We start from the raw sequence: 24,653 nt of genomic DNA on the forward strand, positions 1-24,653 counted from the left end.
TTTTATATCTGCATTGTTCGATTTCATTCAATAAGTTCAAACTTAAAAGTCCAGGATTTATGTCGGTGCGGGACACTGGGCATGTCGGATGATTTCGAGATCGCTTTTGGCCGACGCCTGATCGAGGAAGTCGCCCGGATCGCACCGAAGCTGCGCCTGATCTTTCGCCAGACCCACAGCCAGATCGTCGGCGATGCCCTGATGGAACGCAGCATCGACCTGGCGGTTGCCGCCGGCGGATTTGCCGAGCGCCTGCTCAGCCGTCAGGTGCTGGGTGAAGGGGGTTATGCGTGTTTGGTGGACCCGCGCAGCCTGGCGCCAGGGCAGAACAGCATCGAACTTGCGCAATTCGTCGCCCGGGACCAAATCCTGGTGTCGTCGGGGGGCTTTATCGGGATTACCGATGAGGGGTTGGCGGCGCTGGGCCTGAGTCGTCGGGTCTGCGCCTCGACCACGCATTTTGCGGCATTGCCGCATCTGCTCAAGGGCAGTCAGGCGGTGGCGACCATTCCCGCCCATGCGGCGCAAAGCATCGCCGCGCTCTGCGATCTGGCGCTGCTGCCCTGCCCCCTGGCGTTGCCGCGCTACCCGATCGAACTGGGCTGGCGCACCAGCACCCAGCTCGATCCGGTGCTGGCCAAGGTGCGTGAGGCGATCGTCGCCAGTTTTGCCTAGGGCTTACTTGTTGGCGGCCATCAGGCGATTGACTTCACTGCGCACCATATTCGAGAACTCGGGCGGCGACATGCCGTCCAGTTCGGCGCGAACCCACTCGGCCCACTTGCCCTTGCGCTTGGCACGCTCACCGAACAACCGCGCGGCCTCGCCCTTGGCTTTGCCCAGGTTGGATTGCCAGAGTTCGAACAGACGGGACTTCTCGTCCTCGATCTCCGCGCGCTCGGCGAGGGTTTTTGCGGCCAGATTGAAGCTCATGGAAATTTCCTGCTGGGTAAATAGCCGACATCTTACACTGTAGGACGATTCCTCCTGCCGGGATTTTCTTCAGGCAGGGACCAATGCGCAAAATCGCTGCAACTTTTTCAAACGTCGCGCACTCCATTGTTCACTGTCACTTACCTGCAAGGAGTACTTCAATGGCCCGCAAAACCGCCATGCAAGCCGCCGAAGATCAAATCAAGGACCAGGCCTTCAGCGAACTTCAGGCTCTGATCGAAGAGTCGGAAAAACTGCTCAAGAACAGTGCTTCACTGGTAGGAGAGGAAGCAGAGACCCTGCGCGGGCAGATCGCCCAGAAACTGCAGCAGGCAAAGGATTCGGTGACCAACGTGCGTGACCGCACACTGCCGGCGGTGGAAGCCACCGAAAGCTATATCGGCGGGCATCCGTGGCAGACCGTGGCCATATCGGCCGGGTTTGGGTTGGTGGTGGGGTTGTTGCTAGGCCGGCGTTGATCCCGCCCTCCACCGTGGTTCCAACCCTGAAATACATAACCTGTGGCGAGGGGGCTTGCTCCGTTGGACTGCGCAGCAGTCCCATCTTTTTGGGGCCGCTACGCGACCCAACGGGGCGGCGCGACGTTTCGACAAGCCCCCTCGCCACAAAGGCATCATTGCGAAAGTGTCATTGCAATTGAATCAATGCGGTCAGTCCCCAGCGAGCTCCCGCAAATTCGCCAACGTCTGCCCATCCAGCACAATCCCGCTGACCTGCGACTTCGCCCGCTGGTGATGCCGGCGATCTCCCGGCAAGCGCTTCAATCCCACCCCATGCATCTGCCGCACCAGTTCCTGGCTGCGTTCGGCGAAGCTCAACCCGGCCGCTTTGCTCGGATCGATGACAATCAGCAACTGACCGGTCCAAGGCGTCTTCGCACCCGGATGATTCTTCCAGTCGAACTCGAACGAAAAATTCCCGCCGGTCAACGCCGCCGCCAGCAACTCCACCATCATCGACAGCGCCGAGCCCTTGTGCCCGCCAAACGGCAACAGCGCGCCGCCTTCGAGAATCGCTTTCGGGTCCTGGGTCGGTTGACCCAAAGCGTCCACGCCCATGCCCGCCGGCAGACGTTCGCCCTTGCGTGCGGCAATCTGCACGTCGCCGTGGGCAATGGCGCTGGTGGCCAGGTCGAACACAATCGGGTCACCGTCGGCGCGAGGCGCGGCGAAAGCGATGGGGTTGGTGCCGAACAGCGGCCGGTCGGCGCCATGGGGCACCACGCAGGTCATGCTGTTGACCACGCTCAGGGCCACCAGCCCTTCATAGGCGAACGGCTCGACATCCGGCCACAGCGCGGCGAAATGGTGGGAGTTGCGGATGGCCAGCACCGCGATGCCGGCGCTACGGGCCTTTTCCACCAGCAGATCCCGAGCCGCCTCCAGTGCCGGCTGGGCAAAGCCGTTGCCGGCATCGACCCGGACAAAACCCGAAGCCACATCCTCGACCACCGGCACGGCCTTGCCGTTCACCCAGCCGCTCTGCAGCGTCGACACATACCCGGGAATCCGGAACACCCCGTGGCTGTGCGCACCGTCACGTTCGGCACCGGCGCAGTTTTGCGCCAGTACCCTGGCGACGTCCGCAGAGGTGCCGTGACGCAGGAATATCTTCTCAAGCAATGCCGTCAACTGGGCCAGTGACAGGCTTTGCGAGACAACAGCAGATTCAGGATGGAGTGGCGCAGACATCTGAAGCTCCAGACTAATTATTTTTTGGGCTCATTATTTTTTGGAAAGCGCAACAGCGTATGTAGAGCGCCGATTAACGACGCGCGGCGAGTCACCTGTCAACCCCTCGCGAGCGACGCCCGTGCGTTATGTATCTACCGCCCGCACACTGGCACCCGCTCCTAGTCTCGACGCCCCATTCACCGGTGCTGCACGCAGCACCCGCGCGAGACTCGCCAATGACCACATCCCCCGCTCCACTGTTTTTCCCCGAGGCCCTGAAATCCTCCGATCGCTGGGCCGAACTGGGCAAAATCCACGGGCTCACACACAAGCAATTCCAATGGCTCAGCCACTTGAAGCTGCCCAGCCAAAAAAAACGCAGCGAACAAACGCCACCGATGCACGCCGAGCGCATTCAGGTCAGCTCCGGCAGTCTGTCGGTGCCACTGGCCGGCTGTTTCGTGCTGAGCGCCACTCCCGACGACAAGGGCGAGATTCTTTACACCCCCCATGCCGGCATCAAGAAGTTCGCCAGCCGCACCGCCCTGTCCGACCACCTCCAGAAACAGTTGGACAGCGCCGACGAAGACCACGACCTGCTGGCCTTCATGTCGTTATCCGCGCGTAAAACACTGGCGGCGGCCAGCGATATCAAGCTGACGTTCCAGACCATCGACGGCGACATCTTCGAAGACCAGAGTGCCGTGATTCAAGGCGTTCAGCGCGAGAACGATCAGGCGATGATCGATGAGCTGCGCCAATTGCCGTCACTGAACGCACTGCTCGATTCACTGCTGCAAGCCTTGCTCAAGGCGGACCTTGCGCAAATGGATCAGCGCCGGACCCAGGCCGGTTTCTACATCGAGGCCGAGCCCGGGAACCCGGCGTCGCGTCACCTGACCCGCTCCATGTCCCTGAGCGAAGCGCTGCTGTGGTACTACCGTCATCAACGCTGGCCCGTCGGCGAGCACGTAGAATTCACCCACCCGCAAAGAGCCGCGCAGGCCGCCGATCAACAGCGCTGGGACGCTGCAATCAAACGCGCCGCCGACAGCCTGAACGGCCAGTTGTCCGCGCAGATCCAGCACTTCTGGAACGAAGCGAGCGTCGACGGCGCAACACGACGGGCATTTTTCGCACGGGCGATCGTGGAAAAGGCCCGCGCCGATCTGTTGCTCAAACGCGAGAACAGCGTCATCACCCCGCAACAGTGGCACGCCTTGCAACACCTGATCGAGCCTGCCACCCACTCCTCACTGACCCTGGAAACCGTGCGCCTGTGGGAATACCGGCCCAACGCGGTCGAACTCTCCGGCTCGCTGATGATCAGCCAAGACAGCTCCAACGCCTTTCTGTACACCCCCGCCAAAGGCTTGCAGGTGCTCAAGGACTACGCGGACCTCAAGGCCACCCTGCGCAAAAAGACCATGGAAGCCGGCCACGACGATGAACTCTATGACCTGATGAGCCTGGAAGAACGCAGCCTGTTCATCGGTTTCGACCAGGCGCAAGTCTCGGGCGCGGTGGTCAACGGTGCGGTGTTCACCACGTTGTTCGAAGCGATCATCGGCAAACAGCTGCAAAACCTCGAATATGCCTTCCAGGTGTTCCGCAACAGCGACGGCGAGGTGAACATCCAGGCGTATTTCGACAAGGCGCTGGATATTCGCGCCATGATCGGCGAACAGCTGCTGGCACTCGACAGCCAGGGGCGCTGGAGCACCCGCCCCATTGCCTCGGGCGCGCAGCCGTCGCTGGTCTTGCGGGATACGGCGGACGGTTACGTGAAAACCTTTCTCGCCGTCGATCTGCCGGTGCGTGGCGAAATTGCCGCGCAACCGCTGGGCAATCTGGCGCTGCAACGCCAGTACCTGGAGTCTGCAAGGTCACAGCTGGCCCAGGCCTTCGCCGTTGCCTTGCGCGGGGAAGCGGCGTTGCGCGAGATGAGCGGCAGCCTGCGCAACGCCGACTGGTACATCGTCGACACGGTTTTCAACCCGGACCGGCCGGACCGCAAAAGTCGCCCCGCCATTCGCGGTTTCTATCCCGATGCTTTCTCGCTGGTCCTTGAATGTTCTGGTGAGAAAGAGCCAATGCTGCTGGCCAACTGCGTGCTGCTGACCGAACGTGGCGGACTCGACACGGAGCATTCCGGGCGGGCGATTTTGTGGGCACCGGGGACCGGTCTGGAGGTTTTCAAAACCGTCGCCAGTGCGCGACAACAGTTGAATCAGCGCCTGCTCGATCCTGAAAAACGCCTGGGCCTGCTGGAAAATCTGCGCCCTGCCCAGCGCAAATTCCATCGCCGCTATTCGCTCGATTCGCTGCAGCTGATTCAAGGCAACGTCCTGCAGCACATCGCCCAGTCAACCATCGAGCTGTTTCTGGCGCGCAGCGAGCACATCCGCTCGATGAAATTGCCCAGTGCCAAGGAATATCAGGCACTCAGGGCCTTGGCGCAGGCCGGTATCGATACCAACTCAAGCAGAGCCACCTGGATCGCCCAAGCCATCAGCCAGCAACAATCGATGCCCGCGTGGCTGGGTCTGGCGCCGGTGGATGAGCAGAAACTGCACGTCGAGTTGCTGCAGCAGTACCGCAACAACGTCAGCGACGACAAGGATTACCTGCATGGCGTGCAGACACTGGAAGACTACGTTCGACAGACCTTGCAAACCTTGCTGGCGACGCGCTTCCCCAAAACCTCCGTGGATCCCGATCTGATCGAGATCACGCCCCGGCTGGCTCTGGCGGGACCTGCGCAAACCCTGACCCAATTCGCCCTGAACCACGTCAATATCGCCCAGGGCACAGGCTTTCGGGTCACGGCCAAAGCCCCGCAAAAAATGCCGGAAGGCTTGAATCAGGCCGCCGTCACTCAATTGCTGCTGTCGTTGAACATCCATGGCGATTACGCAAAAAAGGTCACGGACGCCTTGTCCGGCACCGACGCCGCGCCGCGACAATTGCGCTTCGTAAAACAGTTGCCCTGGCAATTGCTGCAACATGCCCACGCCCTGAAACTGCAACGTCAGCTGTCCTCCAGCGCGTTCGATCTGATCCTGCAGGTGCTGGACATGCCGGACGCCACCGCCCGGGCGGTGGTGACAGGCGCTCACGCCATCGTCCGGCCCCTGGAACTGATCAAGACCGCCGGCGCCAAGCCCGTGCAGAGTCGAGGCCTGTACGTGATCAACCCTGATACCGCCAAACAGGGGCCTTACATCCTCTACGCGCCCTATTCGCCAGGCTCGTTGTTCACCGAGTTCGACAGCGAAGCCGATCTGGTCTCGGCGCTCAATACGCCGGGCTCCTTGCGCGAACTGCTGATTCGCCGGCTGCCGGACAGTGAGCAGGTGCCCTTCCAGAACCTGCTCAAATCCAGTCTCGGCGAGACCAGCGAAATCACCCTCGCGTCATCGCCGATTGACGGTCATCTACTCACGCAACTGTTCAAGGACAACACCCAGCTGCTGACTCAGATGCTCGCCAGCCAGTCCCAGACAACAGGGCAATCGGACTGGGAGGCGGTCAGGCAACTGTTCAGTTCCGGCATCAAGCGCGCCTCCGGCCTGTTGCCCGGCAAACTCGGCTACATCCGTTTCCTCTGGCAAGCCTTCGATGACTTCAGCGACTCGGCCGAAGCCTTGCAGGGTCAACGCTGGACGCGCGCCATCAAGCGTTTCATCGACGGTACGGCGCAGATGGTGAGCCTGGGTGAGTTGTCGCCGCAGGAGGTTTCCGACAGCCCGCCTGCGTCAGCGACTATCCCCGTCAAGACTCCGCTGCGCGACCCGCAATGGGGACGGAACGAACCGACGGCGCCGATGCGTACTCTGCTGCAGCCTTTCGAAGCGTCGACTCTGGCCTTGAAGGACTTGCGCAAGGACACCACTGAAGGCACCTGGCTCGACCCTGCCACGAAGCTGCGATATGCCGCTGTCGCCGGCAAGGTCTACGAGGTCGCCAAACCCGGCGCTGTCCTGCAAATCAGTCACGCGGCAAAGAAAGGCCCGGCGCTCTTGAAGTCACCCGGCGGACAATGGGTGCTGGCCCCGGACCGCCACACGGTGCACGACGGCAAGGCCTTGTCGAAGATGCTCAACGAATACGCGGCGGACCGCACCGTACGCCGCACCTTCAATATCGAAGCCCAGGGCATGATGAGCATCCGCTTCAATTACCCGGAAAAGGCCCGCACGATCATTCAGGCCATCGATCTGGCGCGTTTTTATGCCTTCAATAGCCTGCACAACCTGGCCCAGGCCCGGAGCCTGCAACAAGGCACGCGACTGGACGGCTTGCTCAGGGTTTTCTTTGACGTGCCCAAGGTGGATATCAGCCTGCTGGACAAGATCGGCAAGGCCGTCATCCCGCTGTGCAAAGCCCTGGTGGACCCCAACGAAGAGTTGCTGAACACCGAGCGTTTTGTCGTCGGCTCGATGCGCGAGGCGGACGACAGGACCAGCGCGTTCGTGATCGACGACGATGAGCGCAAACAGGTGCATTTCTCCGACGCCTTTTTCAACCCCCAATTGGAAATCTACCAAGGCTTTCTCACTGAACCCTTCGACATCGACGGGCATGCCCAGGCCGCCATCCTCATCCACGAGTTTTCGCATATCTTTTCAAAAACCCTGGACATGTCCTATCTGGAAGCGAGACGGCCCTTCAGCGATTTGATCGCCGAGCAAACCAGCCTCGGCGCGCAGATGAAGAGCACCCAGGAGAGCTTCCAGCGCACGGCCTTGTCCCAGGCGACGCCGCGAGAACAGCTGTTCGCGCGCTGGAACAACCAACTCAAAGCCTGGATCAGCCTGGATGCGATCGAGGGCATCGAACACGTGGGCAACGAAATCCTGAAGATAACCGCCAGCAAGACCATGGAAGAGGCACGAAGCGCATTCCGTAACCCGGTCAATCCGGATGCGCGCATCGCCGTCATCCTGCGCAACGCCGATTCGGTCGCGCACCTGATCTGCCAGATGGGCCGCCAGCTGGACCCGGCCGCTTCCTGATGACTCCCCCTGCAGGAGCGAGCTTGCTCCTGCAGTGGGAGGCGGAAATCAGCAAATATCGGTACAGTTGATGGGAAAATGCCATGACCGATGTTCTCGCCAGCGGTCCTCACGGTTAGAATGGCCGAAATCAGGATGAGTCAATGACCGACCACTCTCTCTCCCAAGCCGAATACGACGCCATCACCGATGCCGCTGCGCACTGGTGCATGCGTCTGCACGCCGAAGACTGCACACCGCAGGAGCGCCTGGCGTTCGAGCAGTGGCTCGATGCCCATCCGCTGCATGCGTTCGAATACGAAGCCATGCTGGAAATCTGGGAAGTCGCCGGGGATTTGCCGCGGCCGGAACCGGTGGTCGTGCCGCTGGTTCAACAGCCGATCGCCAAAGCCAGGCCCCGGACAGCCTGGCAAACCTACGGCATGGCCGCCGCCGTGTGCGCCATCGCCCTGCCGCTGGCCGCGTTCAGTGGCTGGAATCTGGGCTGGCTGCCCAATTCGTATCAGCACTTCGCCGCCACCGACAGCGTGCGTCTGGTGACCTTGAAGGACGGCAGCCAGGTCGAGTTGAACCTGGGCAGCGAGCTGACCTGGAGCAATTACAAGGATCATCGTCAGGTCACCCTGAACAAGGGCGAGGCGTTCTTCAGCGTCAGTCACGACACCCGCCACCCGTTCATCGTCAAGGCAGCCGAAGGCCGGATCCGGGTTACCGGGACCCAATTCAACGTCTGGATGTATGAAGATCAGGTCAAGGTCAACCTGATCGAGGGCTCGGTACTGGTCAGCAGCAACGACGATCTGCCGGGGGACGGCTTGCGCCTCGGCCCGTCGATGCAGGCCAGTTACCGCCATGGCGATTACATTCCACGGATCAGCCAGACCTACGACAACGACAGTTCGCTGGCCTGGCGCAGCGGCAAGCTGGTGCTGGATAACCTGGCGCTGAACGAAGCCCTGCCGCTGATCAACCGCTATCTGGAAACGCCATTGATGGTGGCCGACAACAGCACCGGCGCCATCCGCATCGGCGGCATCTACAACATCAAGGAACTCGACAGCCTGGTGGCCACCTTGCCCAAGGTGCTGCCGGTGTACCTGACGCGCAACAAGGAAGGTAATCCGGTCATCAACTCCATTCCGCAGCGCACGCCCAAAAGCTGAGGCAACGCCACACCGCGGGCATTCAGACGTCCCGCGTCATCGTTGACGACCATCGCGAGCAAGCTCGGCTCCTACAGTTTGATTGGCCAGACCCGGATTTGTGGCGGCCACAAAACCCTGTGGGAGCGTGGCTTGCCCGCGAAGGCGTCGGAACAGTCAACACAGCTGTTGAATGTACCGGCCTCTTCGCGAGCAAACCCGCTCCCACAGGGACCGCAGTCAGTGTTGGGGTTTACTGTTTAGCCACCTTCCCATCCTGCTCACGAATGGTCTGCACCTGATAACTCGGGTCCGCCTTGATCTGCTGTTCGGTAAACGGCAGCACGCTCAACTGCTTCTTCGAAAACGCCAGGGTCTGGTCATTGGCGTATTTCGACGCCGGATCGCTCGACAGCGAAAACGCCAGCACCCCTTTGGCCTGCGGTCCCTTGTCGTCGAAGGTGACGATTTGCAGATAGCTGGTGCCGCTGACTACCTCGCGCTTGCCGTCGGTTCGAGGCACGCTCTGGATGGCGTTGTACACCCCCAGGGCTCCCGGTCCGCCGTGGATCGGCGTTTCCCGGTCGCCGCGGCTGACCACCTGGATATCGCCCCAACGGCTGTCCGGCTTGAGACCCGATGCCTTGACCTGCTCGACCGAAGCCAGCATCGCCTGGCGCAACGCCTGGGCCACTGACGGCTTGTCCACCGCCAGCCCGCGTGGGGTGTGTTGCGGGTCCTGCGGGTCGAAGGCCACACGCCAGACATCCTCCGCCTGCTCCAGCCCCTGCATCACATTCTGGAAATGCACGAAACCCAGGCCACTGTCCAGATTCGCCCTGCGGTCCCAGGCTTTGAGGCTGGCGCACAGTGGCGCAAGGGTTTGCGCATCGGCGCCCAGATCACCCGCGCAGAACTGCAGCAGGTCCGGCATCACCTGCCCGGCCTGATACACCTCATCGCCCAGCACCATCCGTTGCAGATCGGCCACGCCCAGCGTGCCGACCGAAGCCAGGCTGTTCAGGGCAAAGCGCGAACGCAGGCCCAGCGGCTGGCTGTCCTGGCTGATCAGCGGCGAGTAACCGGTCAAAGGTTGCGCCGGATTGGCCATCCACGCCGAATCGTTGGAGTGCTGCACGAAATCCTTGCGCAGCAGTTGCGGCAACTTGTCCGAGGCATAAATGCCCTTCTGCGCCGCCTGCGGGTCGATGTTCCAGGCGCAGGCGCTGTTGGAGCCGTCGAGCACGATCATCTGCAGGCCGATGCGCGGGTCGCTGCATTGCGCCAGCTTCTCGGCGCTGACGTTCGGCACCACCGACAGGTTCATGTACAGGGTTTGCCCCTTGTCATCCGCCGCCAGGGTGTTGACCCAGGGTATACCCTGGATTTTGTGCACCGAATCCTGGAATGCCTGGAGGCTGTCGGCCTGGTTCATGGCGTACCACTGCGCAAGGACGCGGTCGTTGTCCAGATTGGCGTCGCGCAGGCTGTAGGCGAACTGCTTGTCCCAGTCCAGCTTGCCCGGCCACTGCACGATCGGTCCGAACTGCGAGCTGTAGACCACGTGGGAAATCGCCTTGACCGAACCGTCTGGCTGCTTCACGTCGACCTTCAGCGTCTGTTTCTGCAGAGGCAGGGACTTGCCGTCGAGCAGGTAGCGCGTCGAATCCTTGGGATCCAGTTGCAGGCGATACAGGGTGAAGTGCCTGGACGAGTCCACGGTGTGGGTCCAGGCCAGGTGCTGGTTGAACCCGATGTTGATCATCGGCAGGCCGGGCAAGGCGGCGCCCATCACATCGAGCTTGCCGGGAATGGTCAGGTGCATCTGGTAGAAACGCATGCCGCCAACCCAGGGGAAATGCGGATTGGCCAGCAACATGCCGCGTCCGTTGAACGAACGCTCACTGCCCACCGCTACCGCATTGCTGCCACGGTCGAGGGCGAAACGCTGCATGCGTGTGTCGGCCAGCTGGAAGGCCGTCTGTTTGCCGTCATTCACGGCGACAGCGGCCGGTGGCGTGGCGCCCGCCAGGGCCTCGGCGAATTGCCCGACACCACCTTCCACCAGCAGGCGACGGGTCAGTTTCACCAGATCCTGCGCGGTGATGTCCCGCACCCACTCGCCCTGGCATTGCTGTGGCAAGCCCTGGCTGCGCCGCTCGGCCAGGGAAAGGTTGTAGCCGGCCACGTAACCTTCGATCAGCTCGCGCACCTGCGGGGTTTGCGCCTGCCAGAAGCCGTCAATCGCCCGCGGGGTGTTCAGCCAGGTGAAAAACAGGTCGCTGACCAGGTTCTCCCGCTCCTCAACCGTCAACTGTTCCGGGCCGAAATAGCGCGAGCGCTGACCGTTCACCGTGGCAATCTCGTTGGCCAGCAAACAGAGGTTATCCTGAGCGTAGGCATAGCCGATTCCAAACCCGAGCCCCCGCTCGCTCTGCGCCCGTATATGCGGCACGCCAAAACTGGTCCGACGGATATCGGCACTCGCCTGCTCCGGCTGGCTGCGGGCATTCGCCGCAAGACTCAGCCCCAGAAACAAGCCTGCCAGGCTCAACCTGGTTAACTGGCTGGAAATAATCACACTCGCTCCTGATCGAAAAACGATGATGACCGTTCTGCGTGTCGATACGCACGGCGCATCCATTCAAGGACGAAGCAAACGCAAAAAATTTAGGCGACTGAACCGCCATTTGGCGGCGCCTTTCGGACGGGTAAAACCATGATGACGAAATTTCTACATTTAAGTCTTCATGATTGGGGTCGCTCATACGTCTTGTCTTGTAAGAGCGCCCATTTTCCTGATCAGGCTCTGAAAAGGAGTTTTCCCATGTACAACTCGCAACTGCCAACGGATGGTGGAAACGCACCAAAGAAGTCTTCCATCGGGGTCGGTGTCTTTGAGCAGCGTGCCGATCGCCAAGGCAACGAGCGGATCCGTTTTCTGCTCAAGAGCTTTGGCCTGCGAACCAGTCTGATTCGTCTCAAAGTCATCGATGCCCTGCTGACCGCCGCTGAAAGCGACCGTAGCCTGGGTGTTCGTGGCGTGCACACGCATTTGCTGGAACTGGATATTCCGCTGTCGTTCCTGAGCGTGCGAGAAGTGTTGAAACGCCTGAACAGCGAGGGCGTGATCGTGCTCAATGCCGACAAGAGCTACAGCCTTGATCCACGGGCTGCGGCGGTGTTGCAGGATCACTGATCAATCCGTGCGCCCGTAGGAGCGAGGCTTGCCCGCGAAGCTTTTGACGTCATCAAGGACGCCTTCGCGGGCAAGCCTCGCTCCTACAGGTTTTGCGCGTCACGCCAAGACCTGGCAATCGCTCAAGGCTTGACCTTGCGCCGCATCACGCCATTGATCACCACCACGACCACCGCCACACCTATGGCGATGTACTGAAACTGCTTTTCGTTGATCACGCCGGTGTTCTGCAAATACGTCAGGCCAAACATGATCGCCAGCACGGCTACGGCGATCAGAATCGAATATTTCAAACGTTGCGACTGGGTCATTGGTCTTTCCCGAAGATAAGTCTTGAACTGAAAGCTTGAAGCTTGTAGCTGCCCCCATATGTATCCGCTTTGTATCCGGTCTCATGCCAAGTCCCTACCGTATTGCGGGGATGTGGCGCCGGGAGCGGGGTCTCATGTTACAGCCGATGACGATTTTTAGCTTTATCACGGCGATAACCATGAGGATTTACACATGTTGCGTCGAATCACACTGCTGATTCCCCTGCTGGCCCTGCTCTCCCTGAGTGGCTGCATCGTTTTCCCCCACGGCGGCTGGCACCACGACCACCATTACGATGACCGGGGCGGTCCGGGCTATTACCATCGCTAACCCCACTGGCCTTCATTGAAACGTCCCCCACACCTGATTCCCTGAGCGCCTGATCCGGCGCTCAGCGTCCAGCCTGACAAATTTGTAATCTCCCCCTCATCTGCCTGTCAGCCTTGATCTACCATCATCAGGCTGCCCCGCTTGTATTAATTCGAAACAAACCTTGAATGCCTGCCCCGGAAAACCGGTCAGAATGCGTTCTTTTTTCGCCCGCCATCCGAGACACCTGCCGACATGCGAACCTCTCTGCGTCTGGCTGCCTTGAGCGCCCTGTTTCTTTCCTCCCTGGCCCAGGCCGCCGACCTGATTCCCATCGAAGTACACCGCGATGCCAACTGCGGCTGCTGCAAGAAATGGATCAGCCACCTGGAAGCAAACGGTTTCAAGGTCGAAGACCATGTCGAAACCAACATGAGCGAATTCAAGCAACAACACGGCGTGCCACCGCGCCTGGCGTCGTGCCACACCGGCTTGATCAACGGCAAATTCGTCGAAGGCCATGTGCCGGCCGATCAGGTCGTGGCCTTGAGCAAGCGCGATGACTTGCTGGGTGTCGCCGCTCCCGGCATGCCCATGGGCTCGCCGGGCATGGAGATGGACGGCATGAGCGACGCCTATCAAGTGATCGGCCTGAAGAACGACGGCACGGATGTGGTCGTGGCGGACTACCCCGCCCATTGATTTTCGGCGCCTACTTCGGTCTGTTCATCGCGGCCTTCGGAGCCGCGACGCTGTTGCCCCTGCAATCCGAAGCGTTACTGGTCGGTCTGCTGCTGAGCGACAAATACTGGCTATGGTCGCTGCTGGCGGTAGCGACCCTGGGCAATGTCCTCGGTTCGCTGGTGAACTGGTGGCTGGGGCGAGCCATCGAGCGCTTTCGTGATCGGCGCTGGTTTCCGGTCAGCCCGGCTCATCTGGACAAGGCTCGGGTTCACTATCAACGCTACGGCCACTGGTCGCTGCTGCTCAGCTGGGTGCCGGTGATCGGCGATCCGCTGACCCTGGTCGCAGGCGTCATGCGCGAACCGCTGGGGCGTTTCCTGTTGATCGTGACACTGGCCAAGGGCGCCCGGTATGGCGTATTGGCACTGGCCACCCTGGGCTGGATGGGTTGAACCAACCGCTGTAGCGATTGCCTGTTTAATGTCGCCCTAATCATGCCGATACAGCATCGGCGGATTTCAACGGAGTTCATTCATGCCATCTTCCCTCACCCGCTGGCTGCCCGGCCTGCTGCTGACCGCCGCCCTGCCCGTCATCGCTCACGCCGAAGGCCCGGCCTACGGGCCCGAGCTGCAAGGTTTCCAGTACCCCTACACCGTCAAACATTTCGCCTTCGAGTCCCAGGGCCAGTCCCTGCAAATGGGCTACATGGATGTCGCCGCCCACGGCAAGGCCAATGGCCGCAGCGTGGTGCTGATGCACGGCAAGAATTTCTGCGGCGCCACCTGGGAAACTTCGATCAAGGCCTTGAGCGACGCCGGTTACCGGGTCATCGCGCCGGACCAGATCGGTTTCTGCACCTCCAGCAAGCCTGCGCACTATCAGTACAGTTTCCAGCAACTGGCCAGCAACACCCAGCAACTGCTCAAGGCCCTGGGCATCCAGAAGGCCACGCTGCTCGGCCATTCCACCGGCGGCATGCTCGCCACCCGCTATGCGCTGCAGTATCCCGAGCAGGTCGAACAACTGGCGATGGTCAATCCCATCGGCCTGGAAGACTGGAAAGCCCTCGGGGTGCCCTATCGCAGCGTCGATCAGTGGTATGAACGCGAGCTCAAGGTCACCGCCCAAGGCATCCACGACTATCAGCGCAACACCTATTACGAAGGCCGCTGGAAACCCGAATTCGACCGCTGGGTGGACATGTACGCGGGCATGGCCAAGGGCCCGGGCAAGACTCAGGTCGCATGGAACTCGGCGCTCATTTACGACATGATTTTCACCCAACCGGTGTACTACGAGTTCAAGGACCTGAAAGTGCCGACCCTGCTGTTGATCGGCACCGCCGACACCACAGCCATCAACAAGGACATCGCCTCACCCGAGGTGAAGGCGAAAATCGGCCACTACGACGTCCTTGGCGAGCAAGTGGCAAAACTGATTCCCCAATCGACCCTCGTGGAATTCCCCGGCATGGGCCACGCGCCGCAGATGGAAGAGCCGGCGCAGTTCCACAAGGCGTTGCTTGACTGGCTGAACAAAAACAACCCCGTGCGTTGAAGAGGTAAGGCTGATGGCGGTGCAGATTGCAGTGATTGACGATTGGCAGGATGTGGCCCGTGACGTGGTCGACTGGTCCGTGCTCGAGCCGATCGGCGAGGTGAGTTTCATCCACGACTACCCTGCCGATAACGCAACGCTGGCAAAACGTCTGAGTGATTTCGAAGTGATTTGCGTGATGCGCGAACGCACCCGCTTCGACGCGCAACTGCTCAAGAGTTTGCCCAGGCTCAAGCTGCTGGTGACCGGAGGCATGCGCAACTTCGCCCTCGACCTGGACGCCGCCAAGGCGCTGGGCATCCAGGTCTGCGGCAGCGACAGCTACAAACACGCCGCCCCGGAACTGACCTGGGCACTGATCATGGCCGCGACCCGCAATCTGGTGAACGAAGCCAACGCCTTGCGAGCCGGCAAGTGGCAGCAAGGCCTGGGCGGCGATCTGCATGGCAAGACCCTGGCGGTACTGGGCCTTGGCAGCATCGGCCAGCGCGTCGCGCAATTCGGCCAGGTATTCGGCATGCGCGTGATCGCCTGGAGCGAAAACCTCACCGCCGAGCGCGCAACGCAAGCAGGCGTGACCTATGTCAGCAAGCAGCAATTGTTCGAACAGGCCGACATCCTGTCCGTACACCTGGTCCTCAGCGACCGCTCCCGCGGCCTGGTAGACGCCGAAGCCCTGAGCTGGATGAAACCCACCGCCCTGCTCGTCAACACCGCACGCGGCCCGATCGTCGACGAATCCGCCCTCATCAAAGCCCTGCAAAAACGCCGCCTGGCCGGCGCGGCGCTGGATGTGTTCGAAGTTGAACCGCTGCCCGCCAACCACCCGTTCCGCACCCTGGAAAACGTCTTGGCCTTACCGCATGTCGGGTATGTCAGCCAGCAGAACTATCAGCTGTTCTTCTCGCAGATGATTGAGGACATACAGGCATGGGCGGCGGGTGCGGCGATCCGGTTGCTGAACTGATACTGCCCTATTGTAGGAGCGAACATGCTCGCGACGGTGGTCAACGATAACGCTGGCTGCCTGAATGCCCGCGGCGTCCTGGCGTTCATCGCGAGCAGGCTCACTCACAAAAAATCCCGCACCGTAATGGTGCAAACCCACTGTCCCCCCACGCACACCGATATGACAGTTGTGCTTCATTTCCTGCCAATTTCCCAAAAAAACCTGCACTTCGTCGGCGCGTGCGCACCACTTTCCGGCACGACCGTACCTCTTTAAACCGATTGTCGAACAATTTTGCCATTCGCACTTTACCGCTCTAAGTTCTGGTCTAGGCTCAGTTTCGCAAGCCAGAACCGGCCGGTCACAAAGCGGAAAAATATTCGAAACTTTTGCCGTGAACGGCTGGTCGAGTGAAAAGAAGGTGCGTTGCGACTGGTGCAATCCTTGCAATGGCTAATCCACCCATTCTGCTTCAGCGCATGGGCAGTGTTTGCTCACCGATGCGGGGCGCTGTTGTGCCCGACCACAGGACGTGGTTTTTCAGGAACACCGTTTGCCAGAGCTAAGAATTAGATCAACAACACGGGAGATTCATATGATCAGTGCGGCATTGGATGTACAGGGAGAACGTGCTCACCAGCACGTCGGCGAATCGAGCGTCGTGATTGCTCCCACTGCACAGTCGATCAGCGTTCCCGGCACCAGGACGCTGGCACCAGTGGTCAGTGCGAATCCGAACAGGAAGAAAGTGTTGTTCGTCACCTCGGAAATTGCCGATCTGGTGAAGACCGGCGGCCTGGGTGACGTGTCTGCCGCCCTGCCCCGGGCCATGACCCACCTGCACGACGTGCGTGTGTTGATCCCCGGTTACCCGCAGGTGATGCACAGTGAAAACCCGATTCATATCATCGGCGAACTGGGCGGGCATGCCGCACTGCCACCCTGCAAGATCGGACGCATGGACATGCCCGATGGCCTGGTGATCTACGTACTGATCTGCCCCGAGCTCTACGAGCGCGAAGGCTCGCCCTACGGCGCCAACAACGGCCGCGACTGGCCGGACAACCATATCCGTTTCGCCCGCCTGGGCCTGGCCGCCGCCGACATCGCCGCCAACCTGGCGCAAATCCACTGGTGCCCGGACCTGGTGCACGCCCATGACTGGCCCGCCGGTCTCGCTCCGGCCTATATGCACTGGCGCGGTCAGCGCACGCCGACGCTGTTCACCATCCATAACCTGGCCTACCAGGGCGTGACCAGCCTGGGCTCCTGCCCGGAACTGGGCATCCCGCAACACGCCCTGCAGCAGGAAGGCATGGAGTTCTACGGCAAGATGTCGTTCCTCAAGGCCGGCATGGCCTATTCGAGCCACATCACCACGGTCAGCGCCACCTACGCCCAGGAGATCACCACCCCGGCCTTCGGTTGCGGCCTGGACGGCTTCCTCGCCGCCAAGACCCAGCAAGGCCAGCTCAGCGGCATCCCCAATGGCATCGACGAAAGTTGGGACTCGGCCACTGACGCTCACCTGTTCCGTCCCTTCGCCATCGGCGACTGGGAAGGCAAGACCGTCAACGCCGACCACGTGCGCAAGCTGTTCGGCCTGAACCCCAGCGAAGGCCCGCTGTTCGCCGTGGTCTCGCGCCTGGTTTACCAGAAAGGCCTGGACCTGACCGAAGCCGTCTCCGAATACATCGTCAGGAACGGCGGCCAGATCGCGATCATCGGTCGCGGCGAGCCTGAAGAAGAACAGGCCATGCGCGAACTCGCCCTGCGCTTCCCCGGGCAGATCGGCGTGCGCATCGGCTTCAACGAAACCGACGCCCGTCGCATGTTCGCCGGCAGCGATTTCCTGCTGATGCCATCGCGCTATGAACCTTGCGGCCTGAGCCAGATGTACGCCCAGCGTTTTGGCTCGTTGCCGGTGGCGCGCAATACCGGTGGCCTGGCCGACACCATCGAAAACGGCGTGACCGGTTTCCTGTTCGATGAATCCACCGTGGAAAGCTACGAACAAGCCCTGAGCCGCGCGTTCAAGGTGTTCGCCTTCCCGGAACTGCTCAACGCCATGCGCTGCAAGGCCATGACGCAACCTTTCAACTGGTGCCAGGCCGTCGAGCCCTACGCCGATCTCTACGAAAAGCTCGTCGCCCGGGCACTGGGGAAATCGCACAAACAGTAAAAAAGAGGCTTTCAAGATGCCGTTACGGACCCTTGAGACCTGGCCCCACGGCGCAATCATGCTGGACGCAGAACACACGCAATTCGCGTTGTGGGCGCCAGATGCGTTTTACGTCAGTGTCGAATTGGAAAATGGACAGTCCATGCCGTTGTTGCCCCAGGCCGACGGCTGGTTCGTGATCAACACCCGCTGCGAGGCGGGTACGCGTTACCGCTACAACATCGACGGCGAACTGGAGGTGCCCGACCCGGCCTCCCGCGCCCAGGATGGCGATGTGCACCGGCACAGCGTGGTGGTCGATCCCCACGCCTACCGCTGGCGGCACAGCACTTGGCTGGGCCGCCCGTGGAATGAAGCAGTGATCCAGGAATTGCACGTCGGTGCCCTCGGCGGTTTTGCCGCCGTCGAGCAGCATCTGGCGCGCCTGGTCGAACTGGGTATCACCGCGATCGAACTGATGCCCGTGGCGCAGTTTCCCGGCGAGCGCAACTGGGGCTACGACGGCGTGCTGCCCTACGCGCCCCAGGCCTCCTATGGCAGCCCCGAGCAACTCAAGCACCTGATCGACACTGCCCACGGCCACGGCCTGGCGGTGATCCTCGACGTGGTCTACAACCACTTCGGCCCGGACGGCAACTACCTGCATCGCTACGCCAAGGGCTTTTTCAATGAAGACAAACACACGCCCTGGGGCGCGGCCATCGACTTCAGCCGCCGCGAGGTGCGGGATTTCTTCATCGATAACGCCCTGATGTGGTTGCTGGAGTACCGCTTCGACGGCCTGCGCCTGGACGCGGTACACGCCATCGAAGATCCGGATTTCCTCCAGGAACTGGCGCAGCGGGTGCGCCAGCAGATCGATCCACCGCGTCACGTCTGGCTGATGGTGGAAAACGAACACAACCAGGCAAGCCTTCTGGAACAGGGCTACGACGCCCAATGGAACGATGACGGTCACAACGCCCTGCATGTGCTGTTGACCGGCGAAACCGATGCCTACTACGCCGATTACGCGAAAAATCCCACCGAGCAACTGGCTCGCTGCCTGAACCAGGGCTTCGTGTTCCAGGGCCATATCAACCGTCATGGCCGTGCCCGTGGCGAACCCAGCGGACACCTGCCGCCCAGCGCCTTCATCCTGTTTTTGCAGAACCACGATCAGATCGGCAACCGTGCCTTCGGCGAGCGTCTGCATCAACTGGCCCATCCCGACGCCTTGAGCGCCGCCACCGCGCTGCTCCTGCTGTCGCCGATGATCCCGCTGCTGTTCATGGGCGACGAATACGCCGCCGAGCAACCGTTCCTGTTTTTCACCAGCCACAACGATGAGCTGGCGCACCTGGTGCGCGAAGGCCGGCGCAATGAATTCGCCGCCTTCAAGGCCTTCACCAATCCCCATCAACGCGAACGCATCCCCGATCCGAATGCGCCGCAGACCTTTGAAGCGTCCAGGCCTACACTCAAAGATGCGGACGTTTCGCGTACCGACACCCTGTATCGACAGCTGCTGCAGATCCGCCACCGCCACATCATCCCGCGCCTGCCCGGCGCCCAGGCGCTGGATGCCGAGGTGCTGGCCCCAGGCGCGGTATCGGCGCGCTGGCGGATGGGCGATGGCAGCCAGCTGCGCATCGACCTGAATCTCAGCGCTACGTCGGTGCCCTGCGCCGAGCACAGCGATGCGCAACTGTTGTTCGAACACCCTCCACGCGGTCAGAAACAACAGGGCGCGCTTTCGCCCTACAGCGCGCACGTCACCCTCAAGGCCGCGCCCCCTTTGCCACCCCCGGATGGAGAGCGTCAATGAGCGATGCGCAACTGGAAAACCTCGCCAGCCGGGCGGGCCTGGCGGTCGACTGGATCGACGCCAACGGACGCCCGCAAAAGGTCGCCCCCTCGGTCTTGCGCAATGTCCTGACCGGGCTCGGCCATCCGGCCGGCAGCGCCCAGGAGATCGACGCCAGCCTGGTGCAATTGCAGCAAGCGCAAGAAACCCTGACCCTGCCGCCGCTGATCACCGCCGACGTCGGTGTCGGCCTGAATCTGGCGCATTTCTTCGAGCCGCACACGCCGTGCGAGATTCACCTGGAGGACGGTTCGCATCTGAGCCTCAAGCTTGACGCCCAGGCCACACTGCCGGGGATGATCCCGGTGGGTTATCAGCACGTCAGCATCGACGACCAGAGCTTCACCCTTGCCGTGGCCCCCGAGCGCTGCTTCAGCGTGGCGGATGCCGTGGACACCCCGATCCCGCGGGTCTGGGGCCTGAGCGCGCAACTGTATTCCTTGCGCCGTACCGGCGATGGCGGGTTCGGCGACACCCTGGCCCTGGAAGAACTGGCGCGGGTGGCGGGCGAGCGCGGCGCCGAAGCCCTGGCGATCAGCCCGCTGCATGCCATGTTCGCCGCCGACACCGGGCGTTACAGCCCCTACTCGCCTTCCAGCCGCCTGTTCCTCAACAGCCTGTATTGCGCGCCCGGCGCGATCCTGGGTGAACGTGCGATGCGCGCAGCCATTGACGCGACCGGCCTGGCGGACGATCTCAGAGAACTCGAGCAGCGGCCGCTGATCGACTGGCCGGCCGCCGCCAACGCCAAGCAACGGCTGCTGCATGCCCTGTACGAAGGTTTCATCCAGGGCGAACACCCATTGCATGCCGACTTCAGCAGCTTTCGTCACGCTGGCGGCGAAGCGCTGGAAAACCATTGTCGGTTCGAAGCCATTCAGGAAGTCCGCGCGGCCAAGGGTGAAAACCTCGACTGGCGGCAGTGGCCCGAGCAATGGCGCGACCCGCGCAGCGCCGCCCTGGCCGAATTCGCCGAAGAAAATGCCTTGCGCATCGGCTATTTCGCCTTCTGCCAGTGGCTGATCGACCGCAGCCTGGAACGCGCCCAGACCGCCGCCCGCAGCAGCGGCATGAGCATCGGCCTGATTGCCGACCTCGCCGTCGGCGCCGATGGCGGTGGCAGCCAGGCCTGGAGCCGTCAGGATGAATTGCTCGCCTCTCTCACCGTCGGTGCGCCACCGGACATTCTCAACCGCAGCGGCCAGGGCTGGGGCATCTCCGCGTTTTCCCCCGAAGGCCTGGTGCGCAACGGCTTCCGCGCCTTTATCGAGATGCTGCGCGCCAACTTCGCCCACGCCGGCGGCCTGCGCATCGACCATGTCATGGGCCTGCAACGGCTGTGGGTGATCCCCAACGGCGCACCGCCCGCCGATGGTGCTTATCTCTATTACCCGATCGACGACCTGCTGCGCCTGCTGACCCTCGAATCCCATCGCCATCAGGCCATTGTCCTTGGCGAAGATCTGGGCACCGTGGCCGACGGCCTGCGGGAAAAGCTCGCTGCACGCTCGATGCTGGGCATGCGCGTGCTGCTGTTCGAACAGGACAACACCCACTTCAAGCCGATCCTCGACTGGCCGGACAACGCCTTGGCCACCACCAGCACCCACGACCTGCCAACCCTCAATGGCTGGTGGCACGGGCGCGACATCGACTGGAACGCCCGCTTGAACCTGATCGATGCCAATGGCGAAATCGAATGGCGCCAGCATCGCGAACGGGAGCGCGAAGGCCTGCGTCGGGCCCTGAGCCAGGACCCGCAGAACTTCCGCGAGGAATCCCACGAAACCGATCAGGTGCTCGACGCCAGCGTGCGTTTCCTCGGCCACACCCGGGCGCCGCTGGTGTTGCTGCCGCTGGAGGATGCCCTGGGCATCGAACAGCAGGCCAACCTGCCCGGCACCATCGATACCCACCCCAACTGGTCGCGACGCCTGCCCGGCTACAGTGAAATCCTGCTGGACAACCCGGACGCCGCGCGGCGCCTGGAACTGCTGGCCTGCGCGCGACTCCAGGCCGCCGAGCGTGATTCATGACGGTGCAGTCCACTCCACAACCGATACGGGCGACCTTGCGCCTGCAATTTCATAAAGGCTTTACCCTCGACGACGCGGTGGCGCTGGTGCCGTACTTCGCCCGGCTCGGCATCAGCCATGTGTATGCCTCGCCGCTGCTCAGCGCCCGCGCCGGGTCGATGCACGGCTACGACGTGGTCGACCCGACCACGGTCAACCCGGAGCTGGGCGGTGAGGCGGCCCTGCGTCGTCTGGTCAGCGCGTTGCGCGGCCAGCAGATGGGCCTGATCCTCGATATCGTCTCCAACCACATGGCGGTCGGCGGCAGCGACAATCCCTGGTGGCTCGACCTGCTCGAATGGGGCCGGCTGAGCCCCTACGGCGAGTTCTTCGATATCCAGTGGCACTCCCCCGATCCGCTCATGGAAGGCCAACTGCTGTTGCCATTCCTGGGCAGCGACTACGGCATCGCCTTGCAGAACGGCACCCTGCCCCTGCGCTTCGATGCCCGGCGCGGTGCGTTTCACGTCGAACATTACGAGCACCACTTCCCGATCTGCCCCAGCCATTTCGGCGAACTGCTCAAGAGCGATACCGAACCGCTCAAGGCCCTGGCCGATCGTTTCAGCACCCTGAGCTATCAGACCGATGCCCATGGCCTGGCCATTCCCCTGAAGGCACAATTGCGCGAACTGGCCCGCGAACCGGCCATCGTGCAAGCCATCGAACAGCACCTGCAAAGCTACGACTCGACCACCCCTGATGGCTTTGAAAAGCTGCACGATCTGCTGGAGCGCCAGAGTTATCGCCTCGCCAGCTGGCGCACCGCGGCGGACGACATCAACTGGCGGCGCTTTTTCGATATCAATGAGCTGGGCGGGCTGCGGGTCGAACGGCCGGCGGTATTCGAGGCGACTCACGCGAAGATCTTCGAACTGGTGGCGGACGGCCTGATCGACGGTCTGCGCATCGACCACATCGACGGCCTCGCCGATCCTCGGGGTTACTGCCGCAAGTTGCGACGGCGCGTGGATCGTCTGGCACCGGGCCGGCACCTGCCGATCTACGTCGAGAAGATCCTCGGCGAAGGTGAAACCCTGCGGCGCGACTGGTCGGTGGACGGCACCACCGGATATGAATTCATGAATCAGTTGTCGCTGCTGCAACACGACCCCCAGGGCGAGCAGACCCTCGGTGATCTCTGGCAGCGCTACAGCGAGCGCCCGGCGGACTTTCGTCAGGAAGCACAACTGGCCCGCCAGCAAATCCTCAACGGTTCCCTCGCGGGTGATTTCGAAAGCGTCGCCCAGGCCCTGCTGCAAGTGGCCCGGGATGACCTGATGACCCGCGACCTGACCCTCGGCGCGATCCGCCGTGCCTTGCTGGAACTGATCGTGCACTTCCCGGTGTATCGCACCTACATCAGCCCGCTCGGGCGGTCGGCCCAGGATGAAGTGATCTTCCACCAGGCCATGGACGGTGCCCGGCAAACCCTGGGCGAGGCCGACTGGCCGGTGCTCGATTGCCTGGCCGGCTGGCTCGGTGGCGAGCCCTGGCGCAAACGCCCCGCTGGACGGGTTCGCAAGCGCCTCAAGCATGCCTGCGTGCGCTTCCAGCAATTGACCTCGCCGGCGGCTGCCAAGGCCGTGGAGGACACCGCGTTCTATCGTTCGGCGGTTGTGCTGTCACGCAATGACGTCGGTTTCAGCACCGAGCAGTTCAGCGCTCCGGTGACCGCTTTTCATGCCGCCTGCACCCAGCGCCTGGCCGAATTCCCCGACAATCTGCTGGCCACCGCGACCCACGACCACAAGCGCGGCGAAGACAGCCGCGCGCGTCTGGCGGTGTTGAGCGAACGCAGTCGTTGGTACGCCGAACATGTCGGTCTGTGGCGCACCCTCGCGCGACCATTGCGCGATGACGACCTGGCACCTTCTGCCGGCGACGAGCTGATTCTGTATCAGGCACTGCTCGGCAGCTGGCCACTCGAACTGCGCCCCGATGATCCAACGGCCCTCGAGGATTACGCCGAACGCGTCTGGCAGTGGCAGCGCAAAGCCCTGCGCGAAGCCAAGTTGCAAAGCAGCTGGAGCGCGCCGAACGAGGCCTATGAACAGGCCTGTGAAACCTTTCTCAAGCGCCTGCTGCTGACACCCGAGGGCGAACTGCTGCGCTCGGCCCTGAGCAAGGCCGTGCAGTCGATTGCCATCCCCGGCGCACTCAATGGCTTGGCGCAAACCTTGCTGCGCATGACGGTGCCGGGGGTGCCAGACCTGTATCAGGGCAATGAGTACTGGGACTTTTCCCTGGTCGACCCGGACAACCGCCGGCCCGTGGATTACGCCGATCGGCAACAGGCGCTGCAGCAAGCGGCGGCGTTACCGGAACGGGTGGCGAACTGGCGTGACGGGCGCATCAAGCAAACCTTGATTGTCCGCACGCTGGGCCTGCGCGCCGAGCACCCGGAGCTGTTTCGCCAGGGGACTTACCAACCTCTTGAGGTCACGGGCAGCCAGGCGCATCGGGTCCTGGCGTTCGTTCGAGAACAGGCGGAAAAACGGGCCATCGTGATCGTGCCGATCCGCTGTGCGCCGCTGCTGGAAAACAGTGCCGAACCGCAGGTCGACGCTTCGCAGTGGGGCGATACACGGGTTCATTTGCCGTTCACAACTGAGGAAGAAAATCTCAAGGGACTTTTTTCAGGCTCCGCAGTCACAACACAAAAGGAGCTGCTGGTCAGCGCCGCGCTGGGGGACTTCCCGGTCAATCTGTTCATCCAAATTACCGACACTTGAGTTGTTCAGGAGCAA

At 62.0% G+C, this 24,653-nt stretch carries 18 protein-coding genes and 1 pseudogene; 15 read left to right on the top strand and 4 right to left on the bottom strand.

Annotated elements, in window-relative coordinates:
- Window positions 1-63: 63 nt before the first annotated feature.
- A pseudogene (locus HNO86_RS28005) lies at window positions 64-675 on the top strand (LysR substrate-binding domain-containing protein); the annotation flags it as partial.
- A gap of 3 nt (window positions 676-678) precedes the next feature.
- Here the strand turns inward: HNO86_RS28005 and HNO86_RS28010 are convergent.
- On the bottom strand, window positions 679-933 hold the full coding sequence (locus tag HNO86_RS28010; protein ID WP_175380175.1) for a hypothetical protein: 255 nt from the start codon (window positions 931-933) through the stop codon (window positions 679-681).
- Window positions 934-1,094: 161 nt separating this feature from the next.
- Between HNO86_RS28010 and HNO86_RS28015 the strand changes: the two genes are divergently transcribed.
- Window positions 1,095-1,412 carry a YqjD family protein gene (locus HNO86_RS28015; protein WP_175380176.1) on the top strand — a complete coding sequence of 106 codons (318 nt, stop codon included), beginning with the start codon at window positions 1,095-1,097 and terminating at the stop codon, window positions 1,410-1,412.
- A 192-nt stretch (window positions 1,413-1,604) separates the two neighbouring features.
- Here HNO86_RS28015 and HNO86_RS28020 read toward each other — a convergent pair whose 3' ends face one another.
- On the bottom strand, window positions 1,605-2,645 hold the full coding sequence (locus HNO86_RS28020; protein WP_175380177.1) for an Ldh family oxidoreductase: 1,041 nt from the start codon (window positions 2,643-2,645) through the stop codon (window positions 1,605-1,607).
- Between the two features lie 218 nt (window positions 2,646-2,863).
- On the opposite strand from HNO86_RS28020, the gene HNO86_RS28025 reads away from it, so the two are divergent.
- Complete coding sequence (locus tag HNO86_RS28025; RefSeq protein ID WP_175380178.1) at window positions 2,864-7,645, top strand: dermonecrotic toxin domain-containing protein; 4,782 nt, start codon at window positions 2,864-2,866, stop codon at window positions 7,643-7,645.
- 143 nt (window positions 7,646-7,788) lie between these two features.
- Window positions 7,789-8,808 carry a FecR family protein gene (locus tag HNO86_RS28030; protein WP_175380179.1) on the top strand — a complete coding sequence of 340 codons (1,020 nt, stop codon included), beginning with the start codon at window positions 7,789-7,791 and terminating at the stop codon, window positions 8,806-8,808.
- Between the two features lie 232 nt (window positions 8,809-9,040).
- Here the strand turns inward: HNO86_RS28030 and HNO86_RS28035 are convergent, their stop codons facing one another.
- Window positions 9,041-11,368, bottom strand: a complete 2,328-nt coding sequence (locus HNO86_RS28035; protein ID WP_175380180.1) for a penicillin acylase family protein — start codon at window positions 11,366-11,368, stop codon at window positions 9,041-9,043.
- 246 nt (window positions 11,369-11,614) lie between these two features.
- Between HNO86_RS28035 and HNO86_RS28040 the strand changes: the two genes are divergently transcribed.
- The gene (locus HNO86_RS28040) at window positions 11,615-11,986 is read left to right on the top strand and encodes a fe2+ zn2+ uptake regulation protein (RefSeq protein WP_175380181.1); all 372 of its coding nucleotides are present in this window, start codon (window positions 11,615-11,617) and stop codon (window positions 11,984-11,986) included.
- 122 nt (window positions 11,987-12,108) lie between these two features.
- Here the strand turns inward: HNO86_RS28040 and HNO86_RS28045 are convergent, their stop codons facing one another.
- Window positions 12,109-12,297, bottom strand: a complete 189-nt coding sequence (locus HNO86_RS28045) for a hypothetical protein (protein ID WP_175380182.1) — start codon at window positions 12,295-12,297, stop codon at window positions 12,109-12,111.
- Between the two features lie 193 nt (window positions 12,298-12,490).
- Between HNO86_RS28045 and HNO86_RS28050 the strand changes: the two genes are divergently transcribed.
- The 10 genes from HNO86_RS28050 (at window position 12,491) to HNO86_RS28095 (ending at window position 24,638) form a co-directional block, all read left to right on the top strand.
- Window positions 12,491-12,628 carry a hypothetical protein gene (locus tag HNO86_RS28050; protein WP_175380183.1) on the top strand — a complete coding sequence of 46 codons (138 nt, stop codon included), beginning with the start codon at window positions 12,491-12,493 and terminating at the stop codon, window positions 12,626-12,628.
- A 234-nt stretch (window positions 12,629-12,862) separates the two neighbouring features.
- Complete coding sequence (locus HNO86_RS28055; RefSeq protein WP_175380184.1) at window positions 12,863-13,309, top strand: DUF411 domain-containing protein; 447 nt, start codon at window positions 12,863-12,865, stop codon at window positions 13,307-13,309.
- On the top strand, window positions 13,309-13,743 hold the full coding sequence (locus tag HNO86_RS28060; RefSeq protein ID WP_175380197.1) for a VTT domain-containing protein: 435 nt from the start codon (window positions 13,309-13,311) through the stop codon (window positions 13,741-13,743). Before HNO86_RS28055 ends, HNO86_RS28060 begins: the two co-directional genes overlap by 1 nt.
- A gap of 82 nt (window positions 13,744-13,825) precedes the next feature.
- Window positions 13,826-14,851, top strand: a complete 1,026-nt coding sequence (locus HNO86_RS28065) for an alpha/beta fold hydrolase (protein ID WP_175380185.1) — start codon at window positions 13,826-13,828, stop codon at window positions 14,849-14,851.
- A gap of 13 nt (window positions 14,852-14,864) precedes the next feature.
- Entirely contained in the window at window positions 14,865-15,818 is a 954-nt protein-coding gene (locus tag HNO86_RS28070; RefSeq protein ID WP_175380186.1) for a D-2-hydroxyacid dehydrogenase family protein, read from the top strand.
- A 24-nt stretch (window positions 15,819-15,842) separates the two neighbouring features.
- Window positions 15,843-16,076 carry a hypothetical protein gene (locus tag HNO86_RS28075; RefSeq protein WP_175380173.1) on the top strand — a complete coding sequence of 78 codons (234 nt, stop codon included), beginning with the start codon at window positions 15,843-15,845 and terminating at the stop codon, window positions 16,074-16,076.
- Window positions 16,077-16,395: 319 nt separating this feature from the next.
- Window positions 16,396-17,982: a glycogen synthase GlgA gene (gene glgA / locus HNO86_RS28080; RefSeq protein WP_175380187.1), complete on the top strand. Its 1,587-nt coding sequence runs from the start codon at window positions 16,396-16,398 to the stop codon at window positions 17,980-17,982.
- Window positions 17,983-17,998: 16 nt separating this feature from the next.
- Complete coding sequence (gene treZ / locus HNO86_RS28085; protein ID WP_175380188.1) at window positions 17,999-19,789, top strand: malto-oligosyltrehalose trehalohydrolase; 1,791 nt, start codon at window positions 17,999-18,001, stop codon at window positions 19,787-19,789.
- On the top strand, window positions 19,786-21,864 hold the full coding sequence (gene malQ / locus HNO86_RS28090) for a 4-alpha-glucanotransferase (RefSeq protein WP_175380189.1): 2,079 nt from the start codon (window positions 19,786-19,788) through the stop codon (window positions 21,862-21,864). Before treZ ends, malQ begins: the two co-directional genes overlap by 4 nt.
- Window positions 21,861-24,638 (top strand): malto-oligosyltrehalose synthase, encoded by a 2,778-nt coding sequence (locus HNO86_RS28095; protein ID WP_175380190.1) that lies wholly within the window; start codon window positions 21,861-21,863, stop codon window positions 24,636-24,638. Before malQ ends, HNO86_RS28095 begins: the two co-directional genes overlap by 4 nt.
- Window positions 24,639-24,653 lie beyond the last annotated feature (15 nt).

It is taken from the genome of Pseudomonas sp. C1C7 (assembly GCF_013359595.1).
Lineage (GTDB): Bacteria > Pseudomonadota > Gammaproteobacteria > Pseudomonadales > Pseudomonadaceae > Aquipseudomonas.

Coding starts and splice junctions, on each gene's coding strand:
- HNO86_RS28040 (WP_175380181.1), top strand. CDS start 11,615: ATGTACAACTCGCAACTGCCAACGGATGGTGGAAACGCACCAAAGAAG.
- HNO86_RS28055 (WP_175380184.1), top strand. CDS start 12,863: ATGCGAACCTCTCTGCGTCTGGCTGCCTTGAGCGCCCTGTTTCTTTCC.
- HNO86_RS28020 (WP_175380177.1), bottom strand. CDS start 2,645: ATGTCTGCGCCACTCCATCCTGAATCTGCTGTTGTCTCGCAAAGCCTG.
- HNO86_RS28065 (WP_175380185.1), top strand. CDS start 13,826: ATGCCATCTTCCCTCACCCGCTGGCTGCCCGGCCTGCTGCTGACCGCC.
- HNO86_RS28030 (WP_175380179.1), top strand. CDS start 7,789: ATGACCGACCACTCTCTCTCCCAAGCCGAATACGACGCCATCACCGAT.
- HNO86_RS28025 (WP_175380178.1), top strand. CDS start 2,864: ATGACCACATCCCCCGCTCCACTGTTTTTCCCCGAGGCCCTGAAATCC.
- glgA (WP_175380187.1), top strand. CDS start 16,396: ATGATCAGTGCGGCATTGGATGTACAGGGAGAACGTGCTCACCAGCAC.
- HNO86_RS28010 (WP_175380175.1), bottom strand. CDS start 933: ATGAGCTTCAATCTGGCCGCAAAAACCCTCGCCGAGCGCGCGGAGATC.
- treZ (WP_175380188.1), top strand. CDS start 17,999: ATGCCGTTACGGACCCTTGAGACCTGGCCCCACGGCGCAATCATGCTG.
- HNO86_RS28075 (WP_175380173.1), top strand. CDS start 15,843: ATGCTCGCGACGGTGGTCAACGATAACGCTGGCTGCCTGAATGCCCGC.
- HNO86_RS28070 (WP_175380186.1), top strand. CDS start 14,865: ATGGCGGTGCAGATTGCAGTGATTGACGATTGGCAGGATGTGGCCCGT.
- HNO86_RS28050 (WP_175380183.1), top strand. CDS start 12,491: ATGTTGCGTCGAATCACACTGCTGATTCCCCTGCTGGCCCTGCTCTCC.
- HNO86_RS28015 (WP_175380176.1), top strand. CDS start 1,095: ATGGCCCGCAAAACCGCCATGCAAGCCGCCGAAGATCAAATCAAGGAC.
- malQ (WP_175380189.1), top strand. CDS start 19,786: ATGAGCGATGCGCAACTGGAAAACCTCGCCAGCCGGGCGGGCCTGGCG.
- HNO86_RS28095 (WP_175380190.1), top strand. CDS start 21,861: ATGACGGTGCAGTCCACTCCACAACCGATACGGGCGACCTTGCGCCTG.
- HNO86_RS28045 (WP_175380182.1), bottom strand. CDS start 12,297: ATGACCCAGTCGCAACGTTTGAAATATTCGATTCTGATCGCCGTAGCC.